Genomic DNA, 21,555 nt, shown 5'->3' on the forward strand with positions numbered 1-21,555 from the left:
GAGGAGACCTGCACTGATCGCACGTTCCTGACAAGCGCTGTCGAATGTCACGAAAAGATCACGCGCACATCGGTCCGAAAAGCTCCCGAAACACGGATAAGGCGCGGGGTACTGTCTTTACTGTCCCTTTACTGACGTGTGGGACGCATGTGACCTGCCCCGACAGCACCTGGAGATTCATGAACACGCGAGTCAAGCGCCTGATCCTGCCCATCGGGGGCGTGGCCGTCGCCGGCCTCGTCGGGGCCTCGATGGCGGCGCCGGCTCAGGCCGCCGGCGACACGGCCCACGACACCCTGGCCGGAAGCGGCCTCGCCGCGAAGAACGTCATCGCCTACTGGCTCAACCAGAAGGCCTCCAACCTGCTCCACGCCACCCCGTACGGGTATGAGAGCCAGGTCAGCGCCAAGCACATCTCGAGCGGCGGCCCGTCCGCCGACAGCAAGCCCGGCATCGTCTCCCCCATCGGCGGCGGGTCGTCCGGCGGCTCGCTGAAGAACGTGAACCTGCCGCGCACCACCGGCAAGGTCTTCTTCCGCGGCGGCGACGGCAGGCCGCACTGGTGCAGCGCGACCTCCGTCCACTCGAAGTACGGCAACCTGGTCGCCACGGCCGGGCACTGCGTCTACGACACCAAGACCAACCGGGCCACCATGGACCGCTGGGTGTTCATCCCCGGCTACTACCAGGGCAAGGCGCCGTGGGGCATCTACGTCGGCAAGACGGCCTACACCCACTACGACTACGACGTCTACGAGGACGGCGACCGCGACTACGCCTTCGTGACCGTCTACAACGGCATCAAGGCGGGGCGCGGCGGCGACCTGCGCAACGTCGCCGAGTGGAGCTGGAAGCAGGTCGACAGGAAGACCTACGCCGGCCACGACCGCTTCCTCCGCAAGAGCAAGGGCGGCAAGTACTACGTCGTCAAGTTCACCGACGCCGGCCGGCTCGAGAGCAACGTCGGCGCGCAGGGCCTGGCCTACAACCAGAAGGTCGGCAGCTCGGTCTACGTGTTCGGCTACCCGAGCGGGTCGCACCCGGACGGCAACCACGCCTTCACCGGCCAGACCCTCAAGTGGTCGTACGGCAAGACCTTCGCCGCCAAGGCCCCCTCGGTCAAGGGCGAGGAGCTCGTGGGCGTCAAGTCGTCCTTCACCGGCGAGGGCTCCCTGGGCTCGTCGTGGCTGCTGAGGTACAGCAGCTCCAAGCGGCTCGGCTACCTCAACGGCGTCACCAGCGGCGTCTCGGACACCGACGGCAACCGGCGGATCGACACCAGCGTCTCCCCCTACTTCGACGGCGAGACCTACGGCGTCTACAAGGCCGCCGCCAGCAACTGGTCCGGCTCGATCGCCTGAGTCGCGAACACCCCGGTGCCGGTCCGCGAGTGACATGCTGGGTGGACGGCGATCACGAGGAGATCAGGATGACCCACCCTTCCAGCACGCGGCCCGCCTTCCGGCGCACCCCCCTGAACGCGGAGGAAAGGGCGCGCGGCGAGATCACCTTCTCGCAGCTCGTCACCCACCACCTCACCACCCAGGGACGGTTCCGGATCACCGCGGACACCCCGGAAATGGTGGACCTGTGGCAGACGGTCGCCCGCAGGGTGGGTGAGACGCTCCAGCGGCCGGTGGTCAGCTACGCCAACGGCCGCGACATCGTCATCACCTTCGCCCAGGAGGCCGCGCAGCCCACGCAGGCCGCGCAGCCCACGCAGGCTCCGGGTCTCACGGCACAGGCCTGAGCACCCCCCGGAAGTGCCCCGCCGCACCGCGGTGGGGCACTTCTGCGTTCCGGGAGAACAGCTCTCCACCCGCGTTGTTTTCCCGACTTGATCCCCGTCGCTGTATCTTCCTTCGCAGCCCCTTCACACCGCACTCCCGAGGGCGCCACGGGCGAGGGAGACGTTCCACAGCAAGGAGATCCGGTTGAAGCGCATCCTCCCCCCGCTGTGGGGTGCGGCGGCGACGGCCGCGTTGCTCGTCAGCGGGACGGCGGTGCCCGCTCACGCCTACGAGATCACGGTGACGACACCCCTCGTCTCCGGTGAGAAGGCGGCGGACGTGATCGCCTACTGGCTCGGCGACGGCGGACGCCCGCTCACGGCGGCCACTCCCTTTTCCGCACCGGCCGGGATCCAGGCCACTCCCGTCAAGGCCGAGGGCAGCACCCCCGGCGGCGTGCGGGGCGTGGTGCCGGCCTCCGCCGGGGTCAAGCGGGCCTCCGGTCCGTCGAGGAACGTCAACCTGCCGAGGACGACGGGCAAGGTCTTCTTCGTCGGCTCGGACGGCCGCCCCCACTGGTGCGCGGGCACCTCCGTGCAGTCCGATCACCGCAATCTCGTGGCGACGGCCGGACACTGCGTGTACGCCCCGAGGCCCGCGGCAGGGAGCACGTCAGAAGGCACGGCAGCGGGCACGGCAGCGGGCACGGCAGCGGGCACGGCGCAGGGCGCGGAGGACTCCACCCCGGCGCCCTACCGCTACTGGATCTTCATTCCGGGGTACGCCGGCGGCGGCACGCCGTGGGGCGTCTACGTCGGCGCCCGGGTCTTCGCCCACAGCGACTTCACTCGATATGGCGACCTCGACCGCGACTACGCGTTCGTCAGCGTCCACGCCGGACTGCTGCCCAAGCGCGTCACGCTGCGGGACGCGGCGCAGTACGCCGCGTTCTCCGCCGGGCCGAAATATCGCACCGCCACCGGCTACACCGGCGTCAGGCTGCTGCCCGCGGGGCGTCTCGGCGACAAGGTCGGCGGGCAGGGCCTCGCCTACAACCTGCCGGTCGACCGGCCGCTCGCCATCTTCGGCTACCCGACGCAGACCGCCGAGGGCCACGCGACCGGGAGCACCCGGCTCACCCGCGCGTACGGCAGGCCCTTCCTGGCCCAGGACCTGTCCAGGAGGGCGAACGAGCTGATCGCCGTGCGCTCGGCCTTCACCGCCGCCTCGGGGTCGCCGTGGCTGGCCGCCTACCACGGCGTACGCGGCCTCGGATATCTGAACGGCCTGACGATCGGCCTCTCCGGCCCGGGGACCGGCCTGTCGCCGTACTTCGACGGGGAGCTGTTCCAGGTCTACAGCGCGGCGCGGCGCGCCGGCTGAGGAGCACCGGCTGAGAGCGGGGGCTGGCGGCGGCGTCGGATCAGACGCCGACCGCCTCCCTGCTCACGCTCTGCCTGCCCGTGCCCTGCCGGGCCGCGCCCTGCCTCCCCGCATCAGCCGTGTCCTTCGCGCGGCCCCGGCCGCGCTCCAGCACCTCCGCCACGCGCGGCTCCGCGGCGTACGGCGCGAACCGGCGGCACATGTCCGCCACGTACGTCCGGGTCCGCGCCGACTGGATGCCCTCGGCCAGGTCGAGGGCCGACGACGCCGCCTGGCACGCCTCCTCCAGCTCGCCCTCCTGGATGAGCGAGGTGGCGAGCAGCGAGAGGTTGAACATCTTGCCGCGCACGTAGCGCCCGTCCATCAGCAGCGAGCGCCGGGCCTGCTGTACGGCCCGCGTCCCGTCGCCGAGGTCGCGCAGGCAGTGCGCCGACTTCGCGGCGAGGTAGGCCTCGTCGAAGTAGCCGATCCAGCCGGGCTCGTCCTGGGGTCTGCGCCGGTCGAAGGCGACCTCCGCCTCGTGCAGCGCGCCGCCGCACGCCTTGTGCTCCCCGAGCAGGGCCAGGGCGTGCGCCTCCAGCACCCGGGCCTCGGCCAGCAGCGTGCCGACCCCAGAGCGCCGGGCCGCCGCGACGGCCGCCCCCGCCAGCTCCAGCGCGTGCCGGGAATGCCCGATGTAGACGGCCTGGTGGCTCATCCCGGCCAGGATCTCGCCGCACAGGGCGTGGTCGCCCGCGCCGCGCGCCAGGCCGAGCGCCTGGATCAGGTAGCGCTGGGCCAGCCCGTGCTGCTCCAGGTCGTAGGCCATCCATCCGGCCAGCCGGGTCAGCTCCGCCGCCGCCGTCGCGAGCGAGCGCCCGGTGGCCTCGCCGTACGCGCCGTCGCGCAGCAGCGGCGTCACGGCGGTGTGCAGGTAGCGCACGACCGGGCCGCGGATGCTGCCGCCGCCGAACCGGTTGTCCAGCTCGCTGAACGACCGGGTGACCTCACGGATCGCGGCCACGTCAGAGGGCCCGACCCGGCGCGGCCCGTTCGCGGAAAGCCGCTCCCCGTCGGGCGCCGCCAGCCAGCGGAACATGCCCGCCGAGCCCGCTCCCAGGGCGAAGGTGGAGTCGAGCAGGAACCTGCGCCGCTCGACGTCGGCCCTCCACAGTGCTGTCACGCTTGCCACACCCTCCTCCCACGAATGGGGGAACTTTTGTCCAAGATCGGCGGGCACCGTTCCGCGCGGCATGCCGATGTCCTCCCTGGACACCTGCCGCCCCAGCCGCAGCGAGAAGATCTCGGCCAGCAGGCCGGGCACCGGTTCGCGCGGGCGGCGTCCGCCGATCCAGCGCAGCACGGAGCCGTGGTCGTACCGCATTCCCAGCAATCCCCGGGCCGAGCCGAGGCCGTTGAGCCGCCGGGCCAGGCCCTTGCGGGACAGTCCGGCTTCGGTGAGGTGCTGCTGGAGGAGGCGGTTGGGGTCACGTCGCATCGCTCTCCAACCGGGACAGGCAATAACCGAGTTGGTTACGGAGAGCTTTCTTTATAGCACTAACCGTGAGGACCTAAAGGGATTCCCAAATGTTCGGCGCCCTGGCAAGGGGCGCTGACGAGGCCGACGACAGGGCACGATGCCAGAGCACGACGAAGGGCCGCGCCCCGCGTCCGTCACGCGGTGCGCGGCCCCCGGGGTCCGTGTCTACGGTCGTGTCTACGGCGGCGGCCACGTTCCGTGCCCATGCGGCCGCCTGCCTCAAGGGCGGCTACTTGCGGGCGACGCCGTCCTCGCGGGCCTGCTGCGCCACCGCGGCGATCACCGCGGGCGCGACCCGGGCGTCGAACGGCGAGGGGATGACGTAGCTCTCGGAGAGGTCGTCCCCGACCACGGCCGCCAGCGCGTCGGCCGCCGCCACCTTCATGTTCTCCGTGATCGTCGTGGCGCGGACGTCGAGCGCGCCGCGGAAGACCCCGGGGAAGGCCAGCACGTTGTTGATCTGGTTGGGATAGTCGGACCGGCCCGTGGCGACCACGCGGGCGTGCCGCGCCGCCACCGCGGGATCCACCTCGGGGGTGGGGTTGGACAACGCGAACACGATCGAGTCCTGCGACATCCCGGCGATGGCCTGCTCCGAGACCGTCGATCCGGACAGCCCGACGAAGACGTCGGCCCCGGCGAGCGCCTGCTCGGTCGACCCGGACAGGCCCGCCTTGTTGGTGTCGCGGGCCAGCGCCCGCTTGACCGGGTTCAGGTCCTCGCGGCCGGCGTGGATGACGCCCTTGGAGTCGGAGACCGCGATGTCGCCGATCCCGGCGTTCAGCAGCATCCGCGACACGGCGACGCCGGAGGCGCCGGCGCCGGCCACCACCGCGCGCAGCTCGCCGAGGGACCGCCCGGTGAGGCGGGCGGCGTTGCGCAGCGCGGCGAGGACCACGATCGCGGTCCCGTGCTGGTCGTCGTGGAAGACGGGGATGTCGAGAAGCTCCCGCAGGCGCTCCTCGACCTCGAAGCAGCGGGGGGCGCTGATGTCCTCCAGGTTGATGCCGCCGAACGACGGCGCGAGCCTGACCACGGTCTCGACGATCGCGTCCGGGTCGGTGCAGTCGATGCAGATCGGCACGGCGTCGACGCCGGCGAACTCCTTGAAGAGCAGGGCCTTGCCCTCCATCACGGGCATGGCCGCGGCCGGACCGATGTCCCCGAGCCCCAGGACGGCGGTGCCGTCGGAGACCACGGCCACGACGTTGGAGACCCAGGTGTAGTCGTTGACCAGGTCCGGGTTGTCGGCGATGGCGGTGCAGACGCGGGCGACCCCCGGCGTGTACGCGAGCGACAGGTCGTCGGCGTCGCGAACCGGAACAGTGGAGCGGACCTCCAGCTTGCCGCCACGGTGTAGCGCGAAAGCGGGATCCAGGTCGAGAGATTCCAAGGAAACAGGTGTAACGGTCACAGCGACCCCAGTGTCGAAAGGACGAGTTCCTTCGGTAGCGCGCCGTCAAGAGAACGAGAGCCCTGGCTTCGGTAGCCGCCGGGGGCCGTCGTCGTTGACGGTCGTCTCTTGAGGGGGGTACGGGGGTCACCCGTTCCCTGATTGTGCCACACGAAGTGACAACCGCCTCTGCCGGATCGGGTCGCATAACGTTGTACGCCGAGGTGTTCCCCCAGGCCATCGGGCGTGTAATACTCGGCTTTGCCAGTGATCTCTTACTCATTTGGGCGCCCCAGTGGACTTGACGTCTTACGCCGAGCTGGCCGTTCAACTGGTCAACATGGGCGACGAGCTCAAAAACCCCTTCTCCCTTCGTGCCCTGCTGGAGGAGACGGGCCGCACGGAGGCGGCCGCCCGCCTTACTCGCCGTGACATCGACGCGCTGTGCGAGCTGCGCGACGAGCTCGCGGGGGTCTTCGCCTCCGCCGCCGAGGGCGACGACGCGGACGTGGTCGAGCGGCTCAACGGGCTGCTGGTCCGCCATCCGGTGCATCCGCAGATCTCCGGGCACGACGGGCAGCCCTGGCACCTGCACCTGACCGAGGGCGGCCGGGTCGCCGACGCCCTCGCGGTCGGGTCGGTCATGGGCCTGGCCAGCGTGGTGACCCGGCTCGGCGTGGATCGCCTCGGCATCTGCCAGGCGACGCCGTGCCGCAACGCCTACCTCGACACCTCCTCGAACCGGTCGCGCCGCTACTGCTCCGAGCGGTGCGCCAGCCGGGCCAACGTGGCCGCCTACCGGGCGCGCAAGCGGGGCGCCTGACAGGTCCGGAGGCAAGGTCAGGAGGCGAGATCAGGAGGCGGGCGGCGCCGGGAAGCGCAGCGCGGGCCTCGGCCAGTAACGCAGCACGACCCTGCCGACGACGTCCTCCTCGGGCACCGCGCCGAAGTCCCAGCTGTCGCGGCGCCCGGGGGCCGACTGGTTGTCGCTCTCCAGCCACCAGCCGTCCCCGGTGTGCCGGAAGGCCCGCTTGACGATCAGCCCGTGCGGCCGCCTGGCGACCACGACGTCACCCGGGCGTACGGGGGCGCCCAGCCGTACCAGCAGCCAGTCTCCCGGGCGCAACACGGGCAGCATCGAGTCGCCGGAGACACACACCGCTGTGAGCACATCCCCCTCCGCACAGTCATTTCGAGACGAGTAAGGTCGGTCCTGGAACAGTGCTGTCACCAGCATTCCTAAGGAAGGATTCCGATGCTCGCACGACTGCTGCGACCCAGGCACGAGGCATCCGCCCATTGCGACCTGCCGTGCGGGGTCTACGACCCGGCGCAGGCCCGCATCGAGGCCGAGTCGGTGAAGGCGATCATTAAGAAGTACGCCGAGAACGACGACCCGGTCTTCAGGACCCGCGCGCTGATCATCAAGGAACAGCGGGCCGAGCTGGTCAAGCATCACCTGTGGGTGCTGTGGACCGACTACTTCAAGCCCCCGCACCTGGAGCAGTACCCCCAGCTTCACCAGCTCTTCTGGGACGCGACGAAGCTCGCCGGCGCCGCCGGGGCCAAGGGCACCGTCGACCCCTCGCTGGCCGACGACCTCCTCGCGAAGATCGACGAGATCGCCAAGATCTTCTGGGAGACCAAGGCCGCCTGAGCCGCGGAATCTCGGCCCCGCACGGTCTCCACGGCCGCGCGGGGCCAGATCATCTCAAGGCCCATACAAACTCCATATTCGGTAGTACGGAATTTACGTGCAGTTACCTCCAAGGATCGCCACAATCAGCGCGTCCAGCCGGGGCAGCACCGCGCGAGTGGCGGTAGGTTGCAGTCAGCGGCACTCAGCCGGCTGAAGGGGCGAGGAGGAACGTGACCGAGGAAACCGAGACGCCTGCGGTGGATCTGACCGGGATTCGCGATGCTGTGAGTGTCCGGCTGCCCGCCGTGAGCGCCTACCTGTCCGTGCTGCGCACGGCAACCGCCGGGCTCGCCGCGCGGCTGGACTTCACCCTCGATCAGATCGAGGATCTGCGCATCGCCGTCGACGAGGCGTGCGCCATGTTGCTGCGGCATGCTGTGCCCGGAACGGATCTCCTCGCGGAGTTCGAGCTCACGGGCCAGGAGATGACGGTCCGCGTCGAGGTCAACACGCTCGGCGTCAGCTCGCCCAACCGGGAGGACTTCGCCTGGATGGTGCTGACGGCGCTGGCGGACGACGTGGACGCCATCTCCGATCACGCCGACCACCTGGCGATCGTGCTGCGTAAGCGCCGGAGCACGGCGAGGCCGTCGTGATGACGGAAAGGACGAGTGCGATGACCTCCGGCGACTCGGCGGTGCCGGACCGCGTACGCGCGCGCACACTCTTCGCCGAGCTGTCGGAGCTCCCGCCGGACGACCCGAGGCGCCAGCGCATCCGCGACGAGCTGGTCGAGCTCCACCTGCCACTGGTGGAATACCTGGCCCGTCGCTTTCGCAACCGGGGCGAGTGGCTCGACGACCTCACGCAGGTCGCCACGATCGGGCTGATCAAGTCGATCGACCGCTTCGACCTCGCACGCGGCGTGGAGTTCTCCACGTACGCCACCCCGACCATCGTCGGCGAGATCAAGCGGCACTTCCGCGACAAGGGCTGGGCGGTCCGCGTGCCGCGCCGGCTGCAGGAGCTGAAGCTGTCGCTCACCAAGGCGATAAGCGAGCTCTCGCAGCGGGAGAGCCGGGCGCCCACGGTCGCCGAGCTCGCCGTCCACCTGGGCATGAGCGAGGAAGAGGTCCTGGAGGGCCTGGAGTCGGCCAACGCCTACTCCACCGTGTCGCTCGACGCGCCCGACTCCGGCGACGACGACGCGCCCGCCGTGTCCGACTCGCTCGGCATCGTGGACGAGTCGCTGGAGGGCGTGGAATATCGGGAGTCGCTCAAGCCGCTGCTGGAGCGCCTGCCGCCGCGCGAGAAGCGGATCCTGCTGCTGCGTTTCTTCGGCAACATGACGCAGTCGCAGATCGCGACCGAGCTGGGGATCTCGCAGATGCACGTGTCCCGGCTGCTCGCCCGGACCCTGGCCCAGCTCCGCGAGGGCCTCACCGCCGAGGACTGACCGCCCGGCCCGCAAAGATCAGAGACGGACGACCGCGACGCCGCGCTCCCCCCGGCGGCGCCCGGTCAGTGGTGGATCGCCGCCCGCTCGGAGCCTGTTCAGCGTGCGCCGTCCTCGCCCATGAGGGCGTGGGTGGAGGCCGGCGCGAGCAGCGCGACCAGGGCGACCACCGCCGCGGTGATGAGCGGAACGCCGAACCCGTACTGCGCCGACTGGATGAGGCTGATCGCCACCGGAAGCGCGAATATCTGCGTCACCACGGCCGGGCCCCGGCTCCAGCGCAGCACCTGCCACACGCCCCAGGCCACCCAGAGCAGCAGGGCGCCGCCGAGCACGCCGAATCCGGCCACCGCGATGCTGGTGACCAGGTCGGTGGGTTTGCCGATCACGGTCTCAATGCCGACATAACCCCCCAAAGCCAGGGCGAGCAGGCCCTCCGCGGCCAGGACGACGGCGGCCACGGTCAGGGTCACGGGGCGGCCGGCGGAACTGCTGATCACACCGCACAACCCTACCCGCAGGCACCCGCGCCTCCGTGGGTGAGGCACCGGGGAGGCGTCACCCCGCACGAGCGGTAAACCGTTCGTTAACCTTCAGGCATGCGGGCACTCCTCCTCGTCAATCCCAAGGCGACCTCGACGCACCGGCGCACGCGCGACGTGCTGATCCGGGCGCTCGGCGCCGCCGTCGACCTGTCGGTCGAGGAGACCGCCTACCGCGGCCACGCGACCGCGCTCGCGGCCACCGCGCACGCCAAGGGCTTCGACGCGGTGGCGGTCCTCGGCGGCGACGGCACGATCAACGAGACGGTCAACGGCCTGCTGGACGCCCGCCCCGACGGCGGCGCGAACGAGCGGCCCGCGCTCATCGTGATCCCCGGGGGCAGCGCCAACGTCTTCGCCCGCGCGCTCGGGCTGCCCAACAACCCGGTCGAGGCGACCGGCGCCGCCCTGGAGGCGCTACGCGAGGGACGCCGCCGGACCATCGGTCTGGGACAGGCGATCTGGCACGACGAGGTTTCAGGCCCGGATCCGGGGGCAGGAGCGCCACCTGACCAGCAGAGGTCTAGATATTTCACATTTTGTGCTGGGCTGGGATACGACGCGGAGGTCGTCCGAGCCGTGGAGGGCCTGCGGAGCGCGGGGCGTCGCGCGCTGCCCGCTCTCTACGTGAACACGACGGTCCGCCACTTCTTCGTGACCGACCGGCGGCAGCCGGCGATCCGGCTGACGCGTCCCGGCCGGCCGGCGGAGAACGGGATCTTCATGGCGATCGTGTCCAACACGTCGCCGTGGACGTACGCCGGCACACGTCCGATCAACCCGACGCCGTGGGCCGGTTTCGAGACGGGGCTCGACATGCTCGGGCTCCGGAGGATGAGCCTGCCGACCATGCTCTCGCTCGTCCGGCAGATCATCGGCGAGCACCGGGGATTGCCGCGCGGTAAACACCTCGTTCAGCTTCATGACGAGGCCGAGTTCACGCTCCACGCCTCCCGCCCGGTCGCCTTCCAGCTCGACGGCGACTACCTGGGAGAACACGAGTGGGTGATCTTCCGCGCTATCCCTGACGCATTACAAGTCCTCGTCTAGCTTGTTACATGTAGTCATAGTGTGACGCATCCGACAGCCACGACGGGCAAAACCTTGTCCCAAACCTCTTGTGTGGTGTTGGAACGGCTGAAAAGCTGAACTACGACGTCGGAACGTAGGACCTTTACGGAGACCACAGCCTCCGGAAGGTGCCCCGACGATCACGCGGACAAGCCCGGCCCCCACCCTGGATCCGGGTAAACGTTCGCATCAGCTAGTGAAAGAGTTCACAAAGTTGACGGCCAGAGGAGCCACCGAGGCTCCGCCTTACGAAGGAGTGGAACGCATGGACTGGCGCCACCGCGCTGCCTGCCGTGACGTGGACCCCGAGCTGTTCTTCCCGATCGGGAACACTGGTCCGGCGCTCATGCAGATCGAAGAGGCCAAGCAGGTATGCCGGCGATGCACGGTCGCCGAGTCCTGTCTCAAGTGGGCCCTCGAGTCGGGTCAGGACGCCGGAGTCTGGGGCGGGCTCAGCGAGGATGAGCGTCGCGCCCTCAAGCGCCGGACGGCTCGCGCCCGCGCCCGCGCCGCAGTCTGACTCCCCCGCCGCACGCGAACGCCTTCGGTGAATGCCAGTCGGGGCATTCACCGGATCGCGGGGCCTCGGAGCCCGGCCGGGACTGCCGCGTAGCCTCCCGCCCACAGGGCCTTCTGTCCACCAACGCATCGCGTCCACTATGGCATCCCTCACACGGGTGCCGTGCAGCGGGACCCCCCGTGGAGCCGCCCGCGTACGCGATAGCCCCCCGGATATCAGCAGGAGGACCGGATATCAGCAGGGGGATGAGCCCGGCTGCACCGGGATGCTGAGCCTGACCTCGGTGCCCCCGCCGTCTCTCCTGGCCACACCCAGGCGGCCCGACAGCTCGCCGACGACCAGCGTACGGACGATCTGAAGACCGAGGCTCCCCGTGGCCTCCAGGTCGAAGTCCTCGGGCAGGCCCTTGCCGTCGTCGGCCACCGTGAACTCCAGCCGGTCGGCGTCCCGGGAGACGACGACCTGGACGTTCCCGGAGGAGTGGGCGAACCCGTGCTCGACCGCGTTCTGCAGCAGCTCGGTCAGCACCATCGCGATGGGGGTCGCGACCGCGGCGGGCAGCACGCCGAAGCTGCCGACCCGCTTGATGGCCACCTGCGCGAGCGCCACCTCCGCCGTCATCGCGATGACCCGGTCGGCGATGTCGTCGAACTCGACCATCTCCTCCGGCATCTGGGCGAGGATCTCGTGCACGATCGCGATCGAGCCGACCCGCCGTACGGCCTCGTTCAGCGCCTCCTGGCCCTCCGGGTTGTTGAGCCGGCGCGCCTGGAGCCGCAGCAGCGCGGCCACGGTCTGCAGGTTGTTCTTGACCCGGTGGTGGATCTCGCGGATCGTCGCGTCCTTGGTGAGCAGCTCCCGCTCGCGCCGCCGCAGCTCGGTCACGTCGCGGATCAGCACCAGCGCGCCGATGCGGCCCCCGCCGACGATCAGCGGGATCGCCCGTAGCTGCACGACCGTGCCGCCGTTCTCCACCTCGGTCTCCCGGGGTGCCCGCCCGCTGGCGACGAGCATCAGGTCCTCGTTGATCGGCTCGTCGGAGTAGCACAGGGCGGCGGTCGTCTTGCCCAGGTCGGCCCCCACGAGATCGGCGTGCAGGCCGAGCCTGCGGTAGGCCGACAGCGCGTTGGGCGAGGCGTAGGTGACCCGCCCGGCCTTGTCGAGGCGGAGCAGGCCGTCGCCCACCCGGGGCGACCTGACCAGGATCGGCTCCTCCTCCGCGAAGGGGAACCTGCCCTCGGCCACCATCTGCGCCAGGTCGGACGCGCTCTGCAGATAGGTCAGCTCCAGGCGGGACGGCGTGCGCGCCGACGACAGGTTGGTCGAGCGCTGGATGACCCCGATGATCGGGCCGTCCTTGTCGCGCCGCACCGGGATCGTCTCCTCGCGCACCGGCACGCCGCTGGACCAGTCGGGGTCGCCCTCCCTGCAGATGCGGTTCTCGGACCAGGCCACGTCGATCAGCGGCCGATCCCCGACCGCGATGGACATGCCCACGACGTCGTCGTGATAGACCGTGGGGCCCGTCGTGGGCCGCATCTGGGCCACCGCCACCCACCTCGTGCCGCCCTGGTCGGGCACCCACAGGATGAGGTCGGCGAACGACAGATCGGCCAGCAACTGCCAGTCCGAGACCAGCGAGTGGATCCAGTCGACGCCGGCGGGATCGAGTGCGGTGTGGCGCGACACCAGGTCGCTGAGAGTCGGCACGACTGCATGATGCGCCGCCGCCCGGGTCGAAAGCGAATCGACCATCGCCACCTGGCAAGATGCACCTCATGACAGGGCCGTTGGACAGACTGCGCGCGGCCGCCGCCGAGCGGGAGGCGGCGGGCCTGCGCCGCGTTCTCCGCCCCCGCACGCCCGGCCACGACGGCCTGCTCGACCTGGCTTCCAACGACTATCTGGGGCTCTCGCGGGACGAGCGGCTCGTCGAGGCGGCCGTACGGGCCACCAGGGAGTGGGGAGTGGGCTCGACCGGCTCACGTCTGGTCACCGGCTCCACCCGGCTCCACGCCGAGCTGGAGGACCGGCTCGCCGCGTTCACCGGCGCGGCCGGGGCCCTGGTGTTCTCCTCGGGCTACCTCGCCAACCTCGCCGCGGTCGCCGCCCTCGGGCAGGGCGGCCTGATCGTCTCGGACGCCGGCAACCACGCCTCGATCGTGGACGCCTGCCGGCTGTCGCGGTCGCGGGTCGTGGTGACGCCGCACGGGGACGCGGAGGCGGTGGACAAGGCCCTGGCCGAGCGTGCCGAAGAACACGCCCTGGTCGTCACCGACGCCGTCTTCTCCGTCGACGGCGACCTCGCGCCGCTGCGCGCCCTGCACGAGGCCGCCGTACGGCACGGCGCGCTGCTGGTGGTGGACGAGGCCCACGCGCTCGGCGTGGTGGGCGACCACGGCAGGGGCGCCGTGCACGCGGCGGGCCTCGCCGGCCGCGCGGACATTGTGAGAACCGTCACGTTGTCGAAGTCCCTGGGATCCCAGGGCGGCGCCGTCCTGGGCGCACCCGAGGTGATCGGCACGCTCGTGGACACCGGCCGGTCGTTCATCTTCGACACCGGCCTCGCACCGGCCTGCGCCGGTGCCGCCCTGGCCGCTCTCGACATCCTGGAAAGCACCGCTGACCTGCCCGAACGGGCTCGGATGAGAGCCGGGGAACTGGCCGCGCTGGCCCGCGAGCTCGGACTGGAGACGACCGATCCGGCGGCCGCCGTCGTGCCGGTCGTGCTCGGCTCGCCCAGGCTCGCCCTGTCGGCGGCGGCCCTGTGTGCGGAACTCGGGGTCCGCGTGGGATGCTTCCGCCCACCATCGGTGCCTCGGGGCCGGTCCTGTTTGCGGTTGACCGCGAGGGCCGATTTGGGGTCCGATGATCTCGCGGTGGTCCGGGGTGCGCTCACCGCTGTGGCCGATTTGACGATGTTGCCTGAGTTGGGCGATGTGGCCGAGTTGAGGATGGACAGGTGACGGAGCACAGCGAGGACTCTCCCCGGGTTCCGAAGTACTACGACGTGAAGCGCAGTCTTCTGGAGCTCACCAAGAGCCTGCCCGCGGGCAGCGCGCTCCCGCCCGAGCGCGCCCTCGCGGTGCGCTTCGAGACATCCCGGACGACGGTCCGGCAGGCGCTGTCGGAGCTCGTGGTCGAGGGGAGGCTGCTGCGCATCCAGGGCAAGGGCACGTTCGTCGCCCAGCCCAAGGTCGCCCAGGTCCTGCAGCTCACCTCCTACACCGGCGACCTGCGCACGGTCGGCCTGGAGCCGGACACCAAGATCCTCGACATCAGCTACATCACGGCCGACGAGGCGCTCGGGCGGCGGCTGGCCATCAACCCCGGCAGCCGGGTCCTGCGGATCCACCGCCTGCGCCTGGCGAACGGCGAGCCGATGTCCATCGACACCACGCACCTGTCCGCACGCAGGTTCCCCCGCCTGCGGCGCGAACTGGAGGTGCACTCCTCGCTGTACGAGACGCTGCACAACGCCTACAACGTGCGGCTGACCGACGCCGAGGAGGTCATAGAGACCGTGCTCGCCACGCCGTACGACGCCCAGGTGCTGGGCGTGGACGTCGGCCTGCCCATGCTGCTGCTGACCCGGCACGCCTTCGACGCCGACGGCAACCCCGTCGAGTACGCCCAGTCGCTCTACCGCGGCGACCGCTACAAGTTCGTCACCCGCCTCCGCCGTCCCTGATCATGCCTCCCGCCTCGCGGGCGGGCAGGCTCTACCCTCGCGGGCATGAGTGTTCTCGTGGTGACCGGGACGGACACCGGGGTGGGGAAGACGGTGGTGACGGCCGCGCTGGCCGTCCTGGCCCTTGAGCGGGGCGCGACGGTCGCGGTGGTGAAGCCGGCGCAGACCGGGGTGACGGCCACGGAGCCGGGAGACCTCGACGAGGTGATCCGCATGTCAGGGGTGACGACGACCTTCGAGATGGCGCGCTACCCCGATCCGCTGTCTCCCGCCGCCGCGGCCCGCGTCTCCGGCATGCCGCCGCTGTCGCTCACGCCGGCGGCGGCGCGGATCGAGGAGCTGGCCGAGTCGCACCGGCTGGTGCTCGTCGAGGGCGCCGGGGGCCTGCTGGTCCGCTACGACGAGGAGGGCGGCACGCTCGCGGATCTGGCGCGGCGGCTGCGCGCCCCCGTCCTCGTGGTGGCGCGCGCCGCCCTGGGCACGCTCAACCACACGGCGCTGACGCTCGAAGCCATGGCGGGCCGGGGCCTCGACCTGGCGGGCGTGGTGATCGGGTCGTGGCCGGCCGATCCGGGGCTCGCCGAGCGGTCGAACGTCTCCGACCTGGAGATGCTCGCCGCCCGGCCGCTGTCGGGCGCGCTTCCGGAGGGCGCGGGCGCGCTCGGCCGGGAGGCGTTCGCCCGCGCCGCCCGCGCCGGGCTGGCGCCCACCTTCGGCGGCATGTTCGACCCTGCCGGATTCCGCTCGACCTTTAAGCTGCCCCTGTGACAGGAGTGCCGCCGAGGACCGACGGGAGCGCCGCGTGACGACCGACATCCTGGAGACCGCCCGGGTTCGAGTTCTGGACGAGGGCAGGGGTCTCGACGCGGCCCAGGCGCTCGAGTGCCTGACGCTGCCGGACGAGCGCCTGCCCGACCTGCTCGCGCTGGCGCACGAGGTGCGGATGAAGTGGTGCGGCCCCGAGGTCGAGGTGGAGGGCATCGTCTCGCTCAAGACCGGCGGCTGCCCGGAGGACTGCCACTTCTGCTCGCAGTCCGGCCAGTTCTCCTCCCCGGTGCGCGCGGCCTGGCTCGACATCCCCTCGCTCGTCCGGGCGGCCGTCGAGACGGCGGCGACCGGGGCGACGGAGTTCTGCATCGTCGCGGCCGTACGCGGGCCCGACCGGCGGCTGATGGACCAGGTGCGCGAGGGCGTCAAGGCGATCCGCGAGGCGGTCGACATCAACGTCGCCTGCTCCCTCGGCATGCTCACGCAGACACAGGTGAACGAACTGGCCGAGATGGGGGTCCACCGCTACAACCACAACCTGGAGACCGCCCGGTCGCACTTCCCGCGCGTGGTCACCACGCACACCTGGGAGGAGCGCTGGGACACCTGCCTCATGGTCCGTGAGGCGGGCATGGAGCTGTGCTGCGGCGGCATCGTCGGCATGGGCGAGACGCTGGAGCAGCGGGCCGAGTTCGCCGCACAGCTGGGCGAGCTGGCGCCCGACGAGGTGCCGCTCAACTTCCTCAACCCCCGGCCGGGCACGCCGTTCGCCGGCCTGCCCCTTCTCTCGGGCACCGAGGCGCTGAAGACGATCGGCACGTTCCGCCTCGCCCTGCCGCGTACGATCCTGCGCTACGCCGGGGGCCGCGAGCTGACCCTGGGCGACCTCGGCACGAGGGACGGCATGCTGGGCGGCGTCAACGCCATCATCGTCGGCAACTACCTGACCACTCTGGGCCGCGCGCCCGAGCGCGATCTGGAGCTGCTCGCCGACCTCAGGATGCCCATCAAGGCGCTGTCCCAGACCCTCTGACGCCGCCGGTGGTGATCGGCTGGAATCCCAGCCTGCGATGGCGGAGTAGCCGCGGCGACACCGGGCATCACTTCTGGAACACCCCAAAGTGACCGACTGGTAGGTTTCACCGTATGGAGTCCCCCAAACACGCAGGCGACATCGCCGTCGCCGTCTCCCAGGCCTACGGCGTGGACACGATGTTCACGCTGTCCGGTGGGCACGTCTTCCCCCTGTACGACGGGGCCGTCCATCAGGACATGCGCATCCTGGACGTGCGCCACGAGCAGAGCGCGGTGTTCGCGGCCGAGGCGACGGCCCGGCTGACCCGCAAGCCCGGCTTCGCGGTGCTCACGGCCGGCCCCGGCGTCACCAACGGCGTCTCGGGGGTCGCCACCGCCCACTTCAACGGCTCCCCGGTCGTCGTGCTCGGCGGACGCGCCCCGCGCTCCCGCTGGGGCTCCGGGGCGCTGCAGGAGATGGACCACCCGCCGCTGTTCGAGCCCATCACCAAGCTCGCCTTCACCGCGTCGGGTGCGGACTCCATCGGGCAGGACGTCGAGATGGCCTTCAGGACCGCCCTGGCCCCGCACCGCGGCCCGGTGTTCCTGGACGTCTACATGGACGACCTGTTCTCCCCGTCGCCCGAGTACGTCTCGGAGACGCTGACCCCGTCGCCCCTTGAGCCCGACTCCGAGGCACTCGCCGGCATCGCGCGGCTGCTCGCCGAGGCCGAGCGCCCGGTGCTCGTGCTCGGCTCGGACGTCTGGATGGACCGCGCCGAGGAGGCCGCGCGCGACTTCGCCGAGGAGTGGCGGCTGCCCGTCGTCCCGAACGGCCAGGGCCGGGGCATCCTGCCCTCGGGGCACGAGCTGCTGGTCACCCGCGCCCGGGGCGTCGCCTTCGGCCAGGCCGACCTCGTCATCGTGGTCGGCACCCCGCTCGACTTCCGGCTCGCGTACGGCTGGTTCGGCGGCAAGGAGGGCGCGCCGCTCGCCAGGGTCGTCCACATCGCCGACGCGCCCTCCCAGCTCGCGACGCACACCGGCCTGTCCGGCTCGGCCGCCGGCGACCTGTCGGTCATCTTCTGGGGCCTGTCGGCCGCCTGCGGGGCCGCCGGGGTGAACCCCAAGGCGTACGAGCCGTGGGTGAGCAGGCTGAGCGAGGCCACGGCGGCGGCGATCGCCGGGGACGCCCCCCTGCTGGAGTCGGACGCCGACCCGATCCACCCGATGCGCATCTATGGCGAGCTGAACAAGGTGCTCGCCGACGACGCGGTCGTCATCGGCGACGGCGGCGACTTCGTCTCCTACGCCGGCAAGTACGTCGAGCCGCGCAGGCCCGGCAACTGGCTCGACCCCGGCCCGTACGGCTGTCTCGGCACCGGGCTCGGCTATTCCATCGCGGCGCGTCTCGCGCGGCCGTCGTCGCAGGTCGTGCTGCTTCTCGGCGACGGCGCGGCGGGCTTTTCGCTGATGGACGTCGACACACTGGTCCGCCATCGCCTGCCGGTCGTCATGATCTGCGGCAACAACGGCATGTGGGGCCTGGAGAAGCACCCCATGCAGATGCTGTACGGCTACGACGTGGCGGCCGAGCTCCAGCCGCAGTGCCGTTACGACCAGGTCGTCACCGCGCTCGGCGGCGGCGGGGAGCTCGTCACGTCGCCGGACGAGATCGGCCCGGCGCTGCGCCGCGCCTTCGACTCCGGTGTGCCCTATCTGGTGAACATCGCCACCGACCCGGAGATCGCCTACCCGCGCAACACGACCGGGGTGTGACGAGCAGGGTGTGACGACCGGTGCGTGACGACCGGTGCGTGACGACCGGTGCGTGACGAGCAGAGTGTGACGAGCAGGGTGTGACCACCGGCGGAGCCCCGCGTACGTCCGTCGCGCGGGGCTCCCGTCCGGCCTGTCTCAGGACGCCGCGGGAGAGCGGCTCCCGGCCGCGGTGGGCGACGGGCTGGGCGAGGGAGACGGGCAGTCCTTCTTCACGGTGAACGTGACCGCCGTGCCCTCCTTGACCATCGTGTTCGCGGCCGGCTTCTGGCTGACGACCGTTCCCTTGCAGTCCCCCTCGCCGTCATAGGCGGGCTTCGGGCTGAGGCCCAGCATGTTGAGCCGCGCCAGCGCGGAGCTCTCGGCCAGGCCCTTGAGATCGGGCACCTTGACCAGACCCGTCGTCGGGCTCGGCGAGGGCGTCGGGGAGGCGGTGGGGCTCGGCGTCGGGCTGGGAGTCGGGCTCGGCGTGGGGCTCGGCCTCCTCGTCCTGGGGGACGGGCTCGGCTGCGTCACCGGCACCTCGCGGGACGGCCTCGCGGAGGGCCGCGTGCCGCGGGTCCGTGACGGAGTCGGGGACGGGTCGGTGGTGGCCACCGTCAGGGACGGCGCGGGCGACTCGGTGACGCCCGACCCGGCCGAGGCCATGTTGATGCCGAGGACGGCCAGACCGCCGACGACGGCGAACGCGGCCACCCCGGCCGCGACGGGCAGCCCCTTGCCGCCCTTGGACCGCTGCGCCGCGCGCCGCGCCGTACGGGAACCCTGCTGCTGCGGAGAGGAGACGGTCGTCGGCGGCACGGCCGGGGCGTCGTTCCACGACTCCCGGGTGACGCGATAGGTGGCGCCGGCGGCCGGCACGGCCTCCGGCCCGCCCTGGTAGGGATGTGCCTGGGTGGCCGCGCCCGTGGGCGGAGGCACGGCCCCCATGCCCGTGGAGGCCGGGGCCCCCGTGACGCTCTGCGGGCCGTATCCCCCTCCGGCGAGACCCTGCGGGCCATAGCCGGGCGCGGCGTCCGGGAGCGCGGCGCCCGGAGGCAGCACCGACTGCCGGGCGGCCTGGCTCATCGCGGCGGCGGACGGCCAGCGGCGCGCCGGATCCTTCGACATGGCCCGTTCGACGATGGCCCGGACGGCGGGCGGCACGTCCGGCGGCAGCGGCGGCGGCTCCTCGCGGATGTGCTTGAGCGCGATCGCCACAGGCGATTCGCCGTCGAAGGGACGCTGCCCGGCCAGGCACTCGTACGCCACCACGCCCAGCGCGTAGATGTCCACGGCGGGTGTGACCGGGGCGCCCTCGGCCTGCTCGGGCGCGCAGTAGGCCGCGGTGCCGAGCACCATTCCGGCGTCGGTGAGGCGGCTGCCCTGGTCGGCGCGGGCGATGCCGAAGTCGGTCAGCACCAGCGTGCCGTCGGACCGCACCAGCAGGTTGCCCGGTTTGATGTCACGGTGCACGATCCCCCGCTCGTGCACGGCCTGGAGGGCGGAGGCGGCCTGCGCGATGAGCTCCATCGCGGGCTCGGCGCCGATGCGGCCGAGGCGCATCAGCAGTCGGTCGAGCGGCTCGCCGTCGACGAACCGCATGACGAGGTACGCGGTGGAGCCGTCGCCGGGGACCTCGGTGACCCCGTAGTCGTAGACGTCGACGACACCGGGGTGGTTGATGGTCGCCATCGCGCGGGCCTCGCCCTGGAAGCGGACGGCGAATCCGGGGTCGTCGAGACGACCGGGGAGAAGCACCTTGACGGCGACGGTGCGCGCGAGGACGGTGTCCTCACCACGCCATACCTCGCCCATGCCCCCGGCGCCGAGCCGGGCGTCCAACCGGTAACGCCCAGCCAGGGTCATGCCTTGGGCCACCATTTGCGCCCCGTACCCCCTAAGTCAATCGACCCCCGAAGGTGTCCAACAAAGCAGGTTCGTGTCGCGGGTTGATAACGACAACTTCACGGAACCCTGTACGCGTAAGGGATCCAGGCTCGGGGGATCGAAGGTCGAGCCTACCTGTTACCCGCCCGTACTACCGTGCACCGAGCACCGTGCCGTCCAGTTCCTGGGCGTGACCTGGACGACCATGCGGCGGCGGCAGTGCGGGCAGTAACGCGGTGGCTCCATCACCCTGGCGGCCAGACAGGCCGCGTGATCACCGTTGCCTGCCGGACGGCCGCAGTGATCGCAGTAGAGGTCCACAGTGCACCACCTTAACCGCTACCGCCTCCGACGTCCGGAAAGCACATGGAGTCCCCGCCGCCTTCTAAGACGCTCCGCGGTCCCGATTAGTTGCCTGCGGCCTCCGCGGGCACCGGGGAACGACCACCCAATAGGCTGACCCGCATGAGTGTTGCTCCAGGCCTGCGCGCCGAGGTCCTCATCATGGTGGAGCGCTCGGACACGGCGATCCGGGTCGGCAGCGGCGACGTGCCGGTGCTGGGCACGCCGCGGCTGCTGTCGTTCGCCGAGGGAGCCACGGTCAAGGCCGTCCAGCATCACCTGGAGCCGGGGCAGACCACGGTGGGGACCAGGGTGCTGATCGAGCATCGGCTGCCCAGCCCGGTCGGGATGCACGTCGAGATCAGCGTCGAGCTCACGGAGGTGGACGGCAGGCGCCTCGTCTTCGCCGTCAGGGCCGTCGACAAGACCGGCGCCCTGGTCGCCACGGGCACGATCGAGCGGGTCGTCGTCGACCGGGAACGGTTCCTCTCCCGCCTCTGAACGTCCCGCCTCCGAGCACCCGCCTCCGAGCACCCGCCTCCGAGCACCCGTCTCTGAGCGCCCGTCTCCGAACGTCCCGTCTCCGGACTCCCGGCACCGGCGGTCCGGCCGGCCCGCGCTACTCGATGACGGCGATGAGGTCTCCCTCCTGGACGACGTCACCCTCCTTCACGTGGAGCTTCGAGACGGTCCCGGCGTCCTCGGCGACGACGGGGATCTCCATCTTCATCGACTCCAGAATCACCAGGGTGTCGCCCTCTTCGACGACCCCACCCTCGCTCACGAGGATCTTCCAGACGTTCGCCACCATCTCGGCGCGCACCTCGGCCACCCGGGCA

General features: G+C 71.1%; 22 protein-coding genes. 15 read left to right on the forward strand and 7 right to left on the reverse strand.

Features of this window, described 5'->3' with window-relative positions:
- Positions 1 to 179: 179 nt before the first annotated feature.
- From OHB01_RS03630 to OHB01_RS03640, 3 genes are all read left to right on the forward strand, one after another.
- Positions 180 to 1,361: a trypsin-like serine peptidase gene (locus tag OHB01_RS03630; RefSeq protein WP_142651263.1), complete on the forward strand. Its 1,182-nt coding sequence runs from the start codon at positions 180 to 182 to the stop codon at positions 1,359 to 1,361.
- A gap of 68 nt (positions 1,362 to 1,429) precedes the next feature.
- Positions 1,430 to 1,750: a hypothetical protein gene (locus tag OHB01_RS03635; protein ID WP_328709238.1), complete on the forward strand. Its 321-nt coding sequence runs from the start codon at positions 1,430 to 1,432 to the stop codon at positions 1,748 to 1,750.
- Between the two features lie 184 nt (positions 1,751 to 1,934).
- Positions 1,935 to 3,113: a hypothetical protein gene (locus OHB01_RS03640; protein WP_328854927.1), complete on the forward strand. Its 1,179-nt coding sequence runs from the start codon at positions 1,935 to 1,937 to the stop codon at positions 3,111 to 3,113.
- A 40-nt stretch (positions 3,114 to 3,153) separates the two neighbouring features.
- Here OHB01_RS03640 and OHB01_RS03645 read toward each other — a convergent pair whose 3' ends face one another.
- Together OHB01_RS03645 and OHB01_RS03650 are read right to left on the reverse strand one after the other, a co-directional pair.
- Complete coding sequence (locus OHB01_RS03645) at positions 3,154 to 4,590, reverse strand: hypothetical protein (protein ID WP_205831002.1); 1,437 nt, start codon at positions 4,588 to 4,590, stop codon at positions 3,154 to 3,156.
- Between the two features lie 271 nt (positions 4,591 to 4,861).
- Positions 4,862 to 6,025, reverse strand: a complete 1,164-nt coding sequence (locus OHB01_RS03650) for an NAD(P)-dependent malic enzyme (protein WP_205831001.1) — start codon at positions 6,023 to 6,025, stop codon at positions 4,862 to 4,864.
- Between the two features lie 295 nt (positions 6,026 to 6,320).
- On the opposite strand from OHB01_RS03650, the gene OHB01_RS03655 reads away from it, so the two are divergent.
- Positions 6,321 to 6,848 (forward strand): CGNR zinc finger domain-containing protein, encoded by a 528-nt coding sequence (locus OHB01_RS03655; RefSeq protein WP_142623090.1) that lies wholly within the window; start codon positions 6,321 to 6,323, stop codon positions 6,846 to 6,848.
- A gap of 30 nt (positions 6,849 to 6,878) precedes the next feature.
- Here the strand turns inward: OHB01_RS03655 and OHB01_RS03660 are convergent, their stop codons facing one another.
- The gene (locus tag OHB01_RS03660; RefSeq protein ID WP_260617500.1) at positions 6,879 to 7,196 is read right to left on the reverse strand and encodes a S24 family peptidase; all 318 of its coding nucleotides are present in this window, start codon (positions 7,194 to 7,196) and stop codon (positions 6,879 to 6,881) included.
- 84 nt (positions 7,197 to 7,280) lie between these two features.
- Between OHB01_RS03660 and sodN the strand changes: the two genes are divergently transcribed.
- The 3 genes from sodN to OHB01_RS03675 all read left to right on the forward strand — a co-directional run bounded on the left by sodN (position 7,281) and on the right by OHB01_RS03675 (position 9,120).
- Positions 7,281 to 7,682, forward strand: coding sequence for a superoxide dismutase, Ni (gene sodN / locus OHB01_RS03665; protein WP_142651260.1), 402 nt, complete (start codon positions 7,281 to 7,283; stop codon positions 7,680 to 7,682).
- A 212-nt stretch (positions 7,683 to 7,894) separates the two neighbouring features.
- Positions 7,895 to 8,320, forward strand: a complete 426-nt coding sequence (locus OHB01_RS03670) for an ATP-binding protein (RefSeq protein WP_079316287.1) — start codon at positions 7,895 to 7,897, stop codon at positions 8,318 to 8,320.
- On the forward strand, positions 8,320 to 9,120 hold the full coding sequence (locus OHB01_RS03675; protein WP_030511447.1) for an RNA polymerase sigma factor SigF: 801 nt from the start codon (positions 8,320 to 8,322) through the stop codon (positions 9,118 to 9,120). Before OHB01_RS03670 ends, OHB01_RS03675 begins: the two co-directional genes overlap by 1 nt.
- Before the next feature lie 98 nt (positions 9,121 to 9,218).
- Here OHB01_RS03675 and OHB01_RS03680 read toward each other — a convergent pair whose 3' ends face one another.
- On the reverse strand, positions 9,219 to 9,620 hold the full coding sequence (locus OHB01_RS03680) for a hypothetical protein (RefSeq protein WP_260617499.1): 402 nt from the start codon (positions 9,618 to 9,620) through the stop codon (positions 9,219 to 9,221).
- Positions 9,621 to 9,719: 99 nt separating this feature from the next.
- Here OHB01_RS03680 and OHB01_RS03685 point away from each other — a divergent pair, with 99 nt between their 5' ends.
- Both OHB01_RS03685 and OHB01_RS03690 read left to right on the forward strand, forming a co-directional pair.
- Complete coding sequence (locus OHB01_RS03685) at positions 9,720 to 10,712, forward strand: diacylglycerol/lipid kinase family protein (protein WP_142651259.1); 993 nt, start codon at positions 9,720 to 9,722, stop codon at positions 10,710 to 10,712.
- 286 nt (positions 10,713 to 10,998) lie between these two features.
- Positions 10,999 to 11,253 (forward strand): WhiB family transcriptional regulator, encoded by a 255-nt coding sequence (locus OHB01_RS03690; protein ID WP_030511444.1) that lies wholly within the window; start codon positions 10,999 to 11,001, stop codon positions 11,251 to 11,253.
- A gap of 234 nt (positions 11,254 to 11,487) precedes the next feature.
- Here the strand turns inward: OHB01_RS03690 and OHB01_RS03695 are convergent, their stop codons facing one another.
- Complete coding sequence (locus OHB01_RS03695) at positions 11,488 to 12,963, reverse strand: sensor histidine kinase (protein WP_142651258.1); 1,476 nt, start codon at positions 12,961 to 12,963, stop codon at positions 11,488 to 11,490.
- Positions 12,964 to 13,031: 68 nt separating this feature from the next.
- Between OHB01_RS03695 and OHB01_RS03700 the strand changes: the two genes are divergently transcribed.
- The 5 genes from OHB01_RS03700 to OHB01_RS03720 all read left to right on the forward strand — a co-directional run bounded on the left by OHB01_RS03700 (position 13,032) and on the right by OHB01_RS03720 (position 18,505).
- Positions 13,032 to 14,219, forward strand: coding sequence for an 8-amino-7-oxononanoate synthase (locus OHB01_RS03700; protein ID WP_328854928.1), 1,188 nt, complete (start codon positions 13,032 to 13,034; stop codon positions 14,217 to 14,219).
- The gene (locus OHB01_RS03705; protein ID WP_030511441.1) at positions 14,216 to 14,944 is read left to right on the forward strand and encodes a GntR family transcriptional regulator; all 729 of its coding nucleotides are present in this window, start codon (positions 14,216 to 14,218) and stop codon (positions 14,942 to 14,944) included. The genes OHB01_RS03700 and OHB01_RS03705 overlap by 4 nt, the downstream gene beginning before the upstream one ends.
- A 45-nt stretch (positions 14,945 to 14,989) precedes the next feature.
- Entirely contained in the window at positions 14,990 to 15,712 is a 723-nt protein-coding gene (gene bioD / locus OHB01_RS03710; protein ID WP_142651256.1) for a dethiobiotin synthase, read from the forward strand.
- 34 nt (positions 15,713 to 15,746) lie between these two features.
- On the forward strand, positions 15,747 to 16,745 hold the full coding sequence (gene bioB / locus OHB01_RS03715) for a biotin synthase BioB (protein ID WP_142651255.1): 999 nt from the start codon (positions 15,747 to 15,749) through the stop codon (positions 16,743 to 16,745).
- A gap of 113 nt (positions 16,746 to 16,858) precedes the next feature.
- Complete coding sequence (locus tag OHB01_RS03720) at positions 16,859 to 18,505, forward strand: acetolactate synthase (protein ID WP_328854929.1); 1,647 nt, start codon at positions 16,859 to 16,861, stop codon at positions 18,503 to 18,505.
- A 138-nt stretch (positions 18,506 to 18,643) separates the two neighbouring features.
- On the opposite strand, the gene OHB01_RS03725 is transcribed toward OHB01_RS03720, so the two are convergent.
- A complete protein-coding gene (locus OHB01_RS03725; RefSeq protein ID WP_240972037.1) occupies positions 18,644 to 20,353 on the reverse strand; it encodes a serine/threonine-protein kinase in 1,710 nt (569 codons plus the stop codon).
- A 486-nt stretch (positions 20,354 to 20,839) separates the two neighbouring features.
- Here OHB01_RS03725 and OHB01_RS03730 point away from each other — a divergent pair, with 486 nt between their 5' ends.
- Positions 20,840 to 21,217, forward strand: a complete 378-nt coding sequence (locus tag OHB01_RS03730) for a thioesterase family protein (RefSeq protein ID WP_147944699.1) — start codon at positions 20,840 to 20,842, stop codon at positions 21,215 to 21,217.
- A 118-nt stretch (positions 21,218 to 21,335) separates the two neighbouring features.
- Here OHB01_RS03730 and OHB01_RS03735 read toward each other — a convergent pair whose 3' ends face one another.
- A complete protein-coding gene (locus OHB01_RS03735) occupies positions 21,336 to 21,548 on the reverse strand; it encodes a biotin/lipoyl-binding carrier protein (RefSeq protein ID WP_142651250.1) in 213 nt (70 codons plus the stop codon).
- Between the last annotated feature and the right edge of the window lie 7 nt (positions 21,549 to 21,555).

The organism is Microbispora hainanensis, from assembly GCF_036186745.1.
Lineage (GTDB): Bacteria > Actinomycetota > Actinomycetes > Streptosporangiales > Streptosporangiaceae > Microbispora.

Bases quoted from the DNA above. Each gene is read 5' to 3' on its own strand.
- OHB01_RS03730 (WP_147944699.1), top strand. From the start codon at position 20,840: ATGAGTGTTGCTCCAGGCCTGCGCGCCGAGGTCCTCATCATGGTGGAG.
- bioD (WP_142651256.1), top strand. From the start codon at position 14,990: ATGAGTGTTCTCGTGGTGACCGGGACGGACACCGGGGTGGGGAAGACG.
- OHB01_RS03720 (WP_328854929.1), top strand. From the start codon at position 16,859: ATGGAGTCCCCCAAACACGCAGGCGACATCGCCGTCGCCGTCTCCCAG.
- OHB01_RS03645 (WP_205831002.1), bottom strand. From the start codon at position 4,590: ATGCGACGTGACCCCAACCGCCTCCTCCAGCAGCACCTCACCGAAGCC.
- OHB01_RS03635 (WP_328709238.1), top strand. From the start codon at position 1,430: ATGACCCACCCTTCCAGCACGCGGCCCGCCTTCCGGCGCACCCCCCTG.
- OHB01_RS03630 (WP_142651263.1), top strand. From the start codon at position 180: ATGAACACGCGAGTCAAGCGCCTGATCCTGCCCATCGGGGGCGTGGCC.
- OHB01_RS03675 (WP_030511447.1), top strand. From the start codon at position 8,320: ATGACGGAAAGGACGAGTGCGATGACCTCCGGCGACTCGGCGGTGCCG.
- OHB01_RS03690 (WP_030511444.1), top strand. From the start codon at position 10,999: ATGGACTGGCGCCACCGCGCTGCCTGCCGTGACGTGGACCCCGAGCTG.
- OHB01_RS03685 (WP_142651259.1), top strand. From the start codon at position 9,720: ATGCGGGCACTCCTCCTCGTCAATCCCAAGGCGACCTCGACGCACCGG.
- OHB01_RS03725 (WP_240972037.1), bottom strand. From the start codon at position 20,353: ATGACCCTGGCTGGGCGTTACCGGTTGGACGCCCGGCTCGGCGCCGGG.
- OHB01_RS03700 (WP_328854928.1), top strand. From the start codon at position 13,032: ATGACAGGGCCGTTGGACAGACTGCGCGCGGCCGCCGCCGAGCGGGAG.
- sodN (WP_142651260.1), top strand. From the start codon at position 7,281: ATGCTCGCACGACTGCTGCGACCCAGGCACGAGGCATCCGCCCATTGC.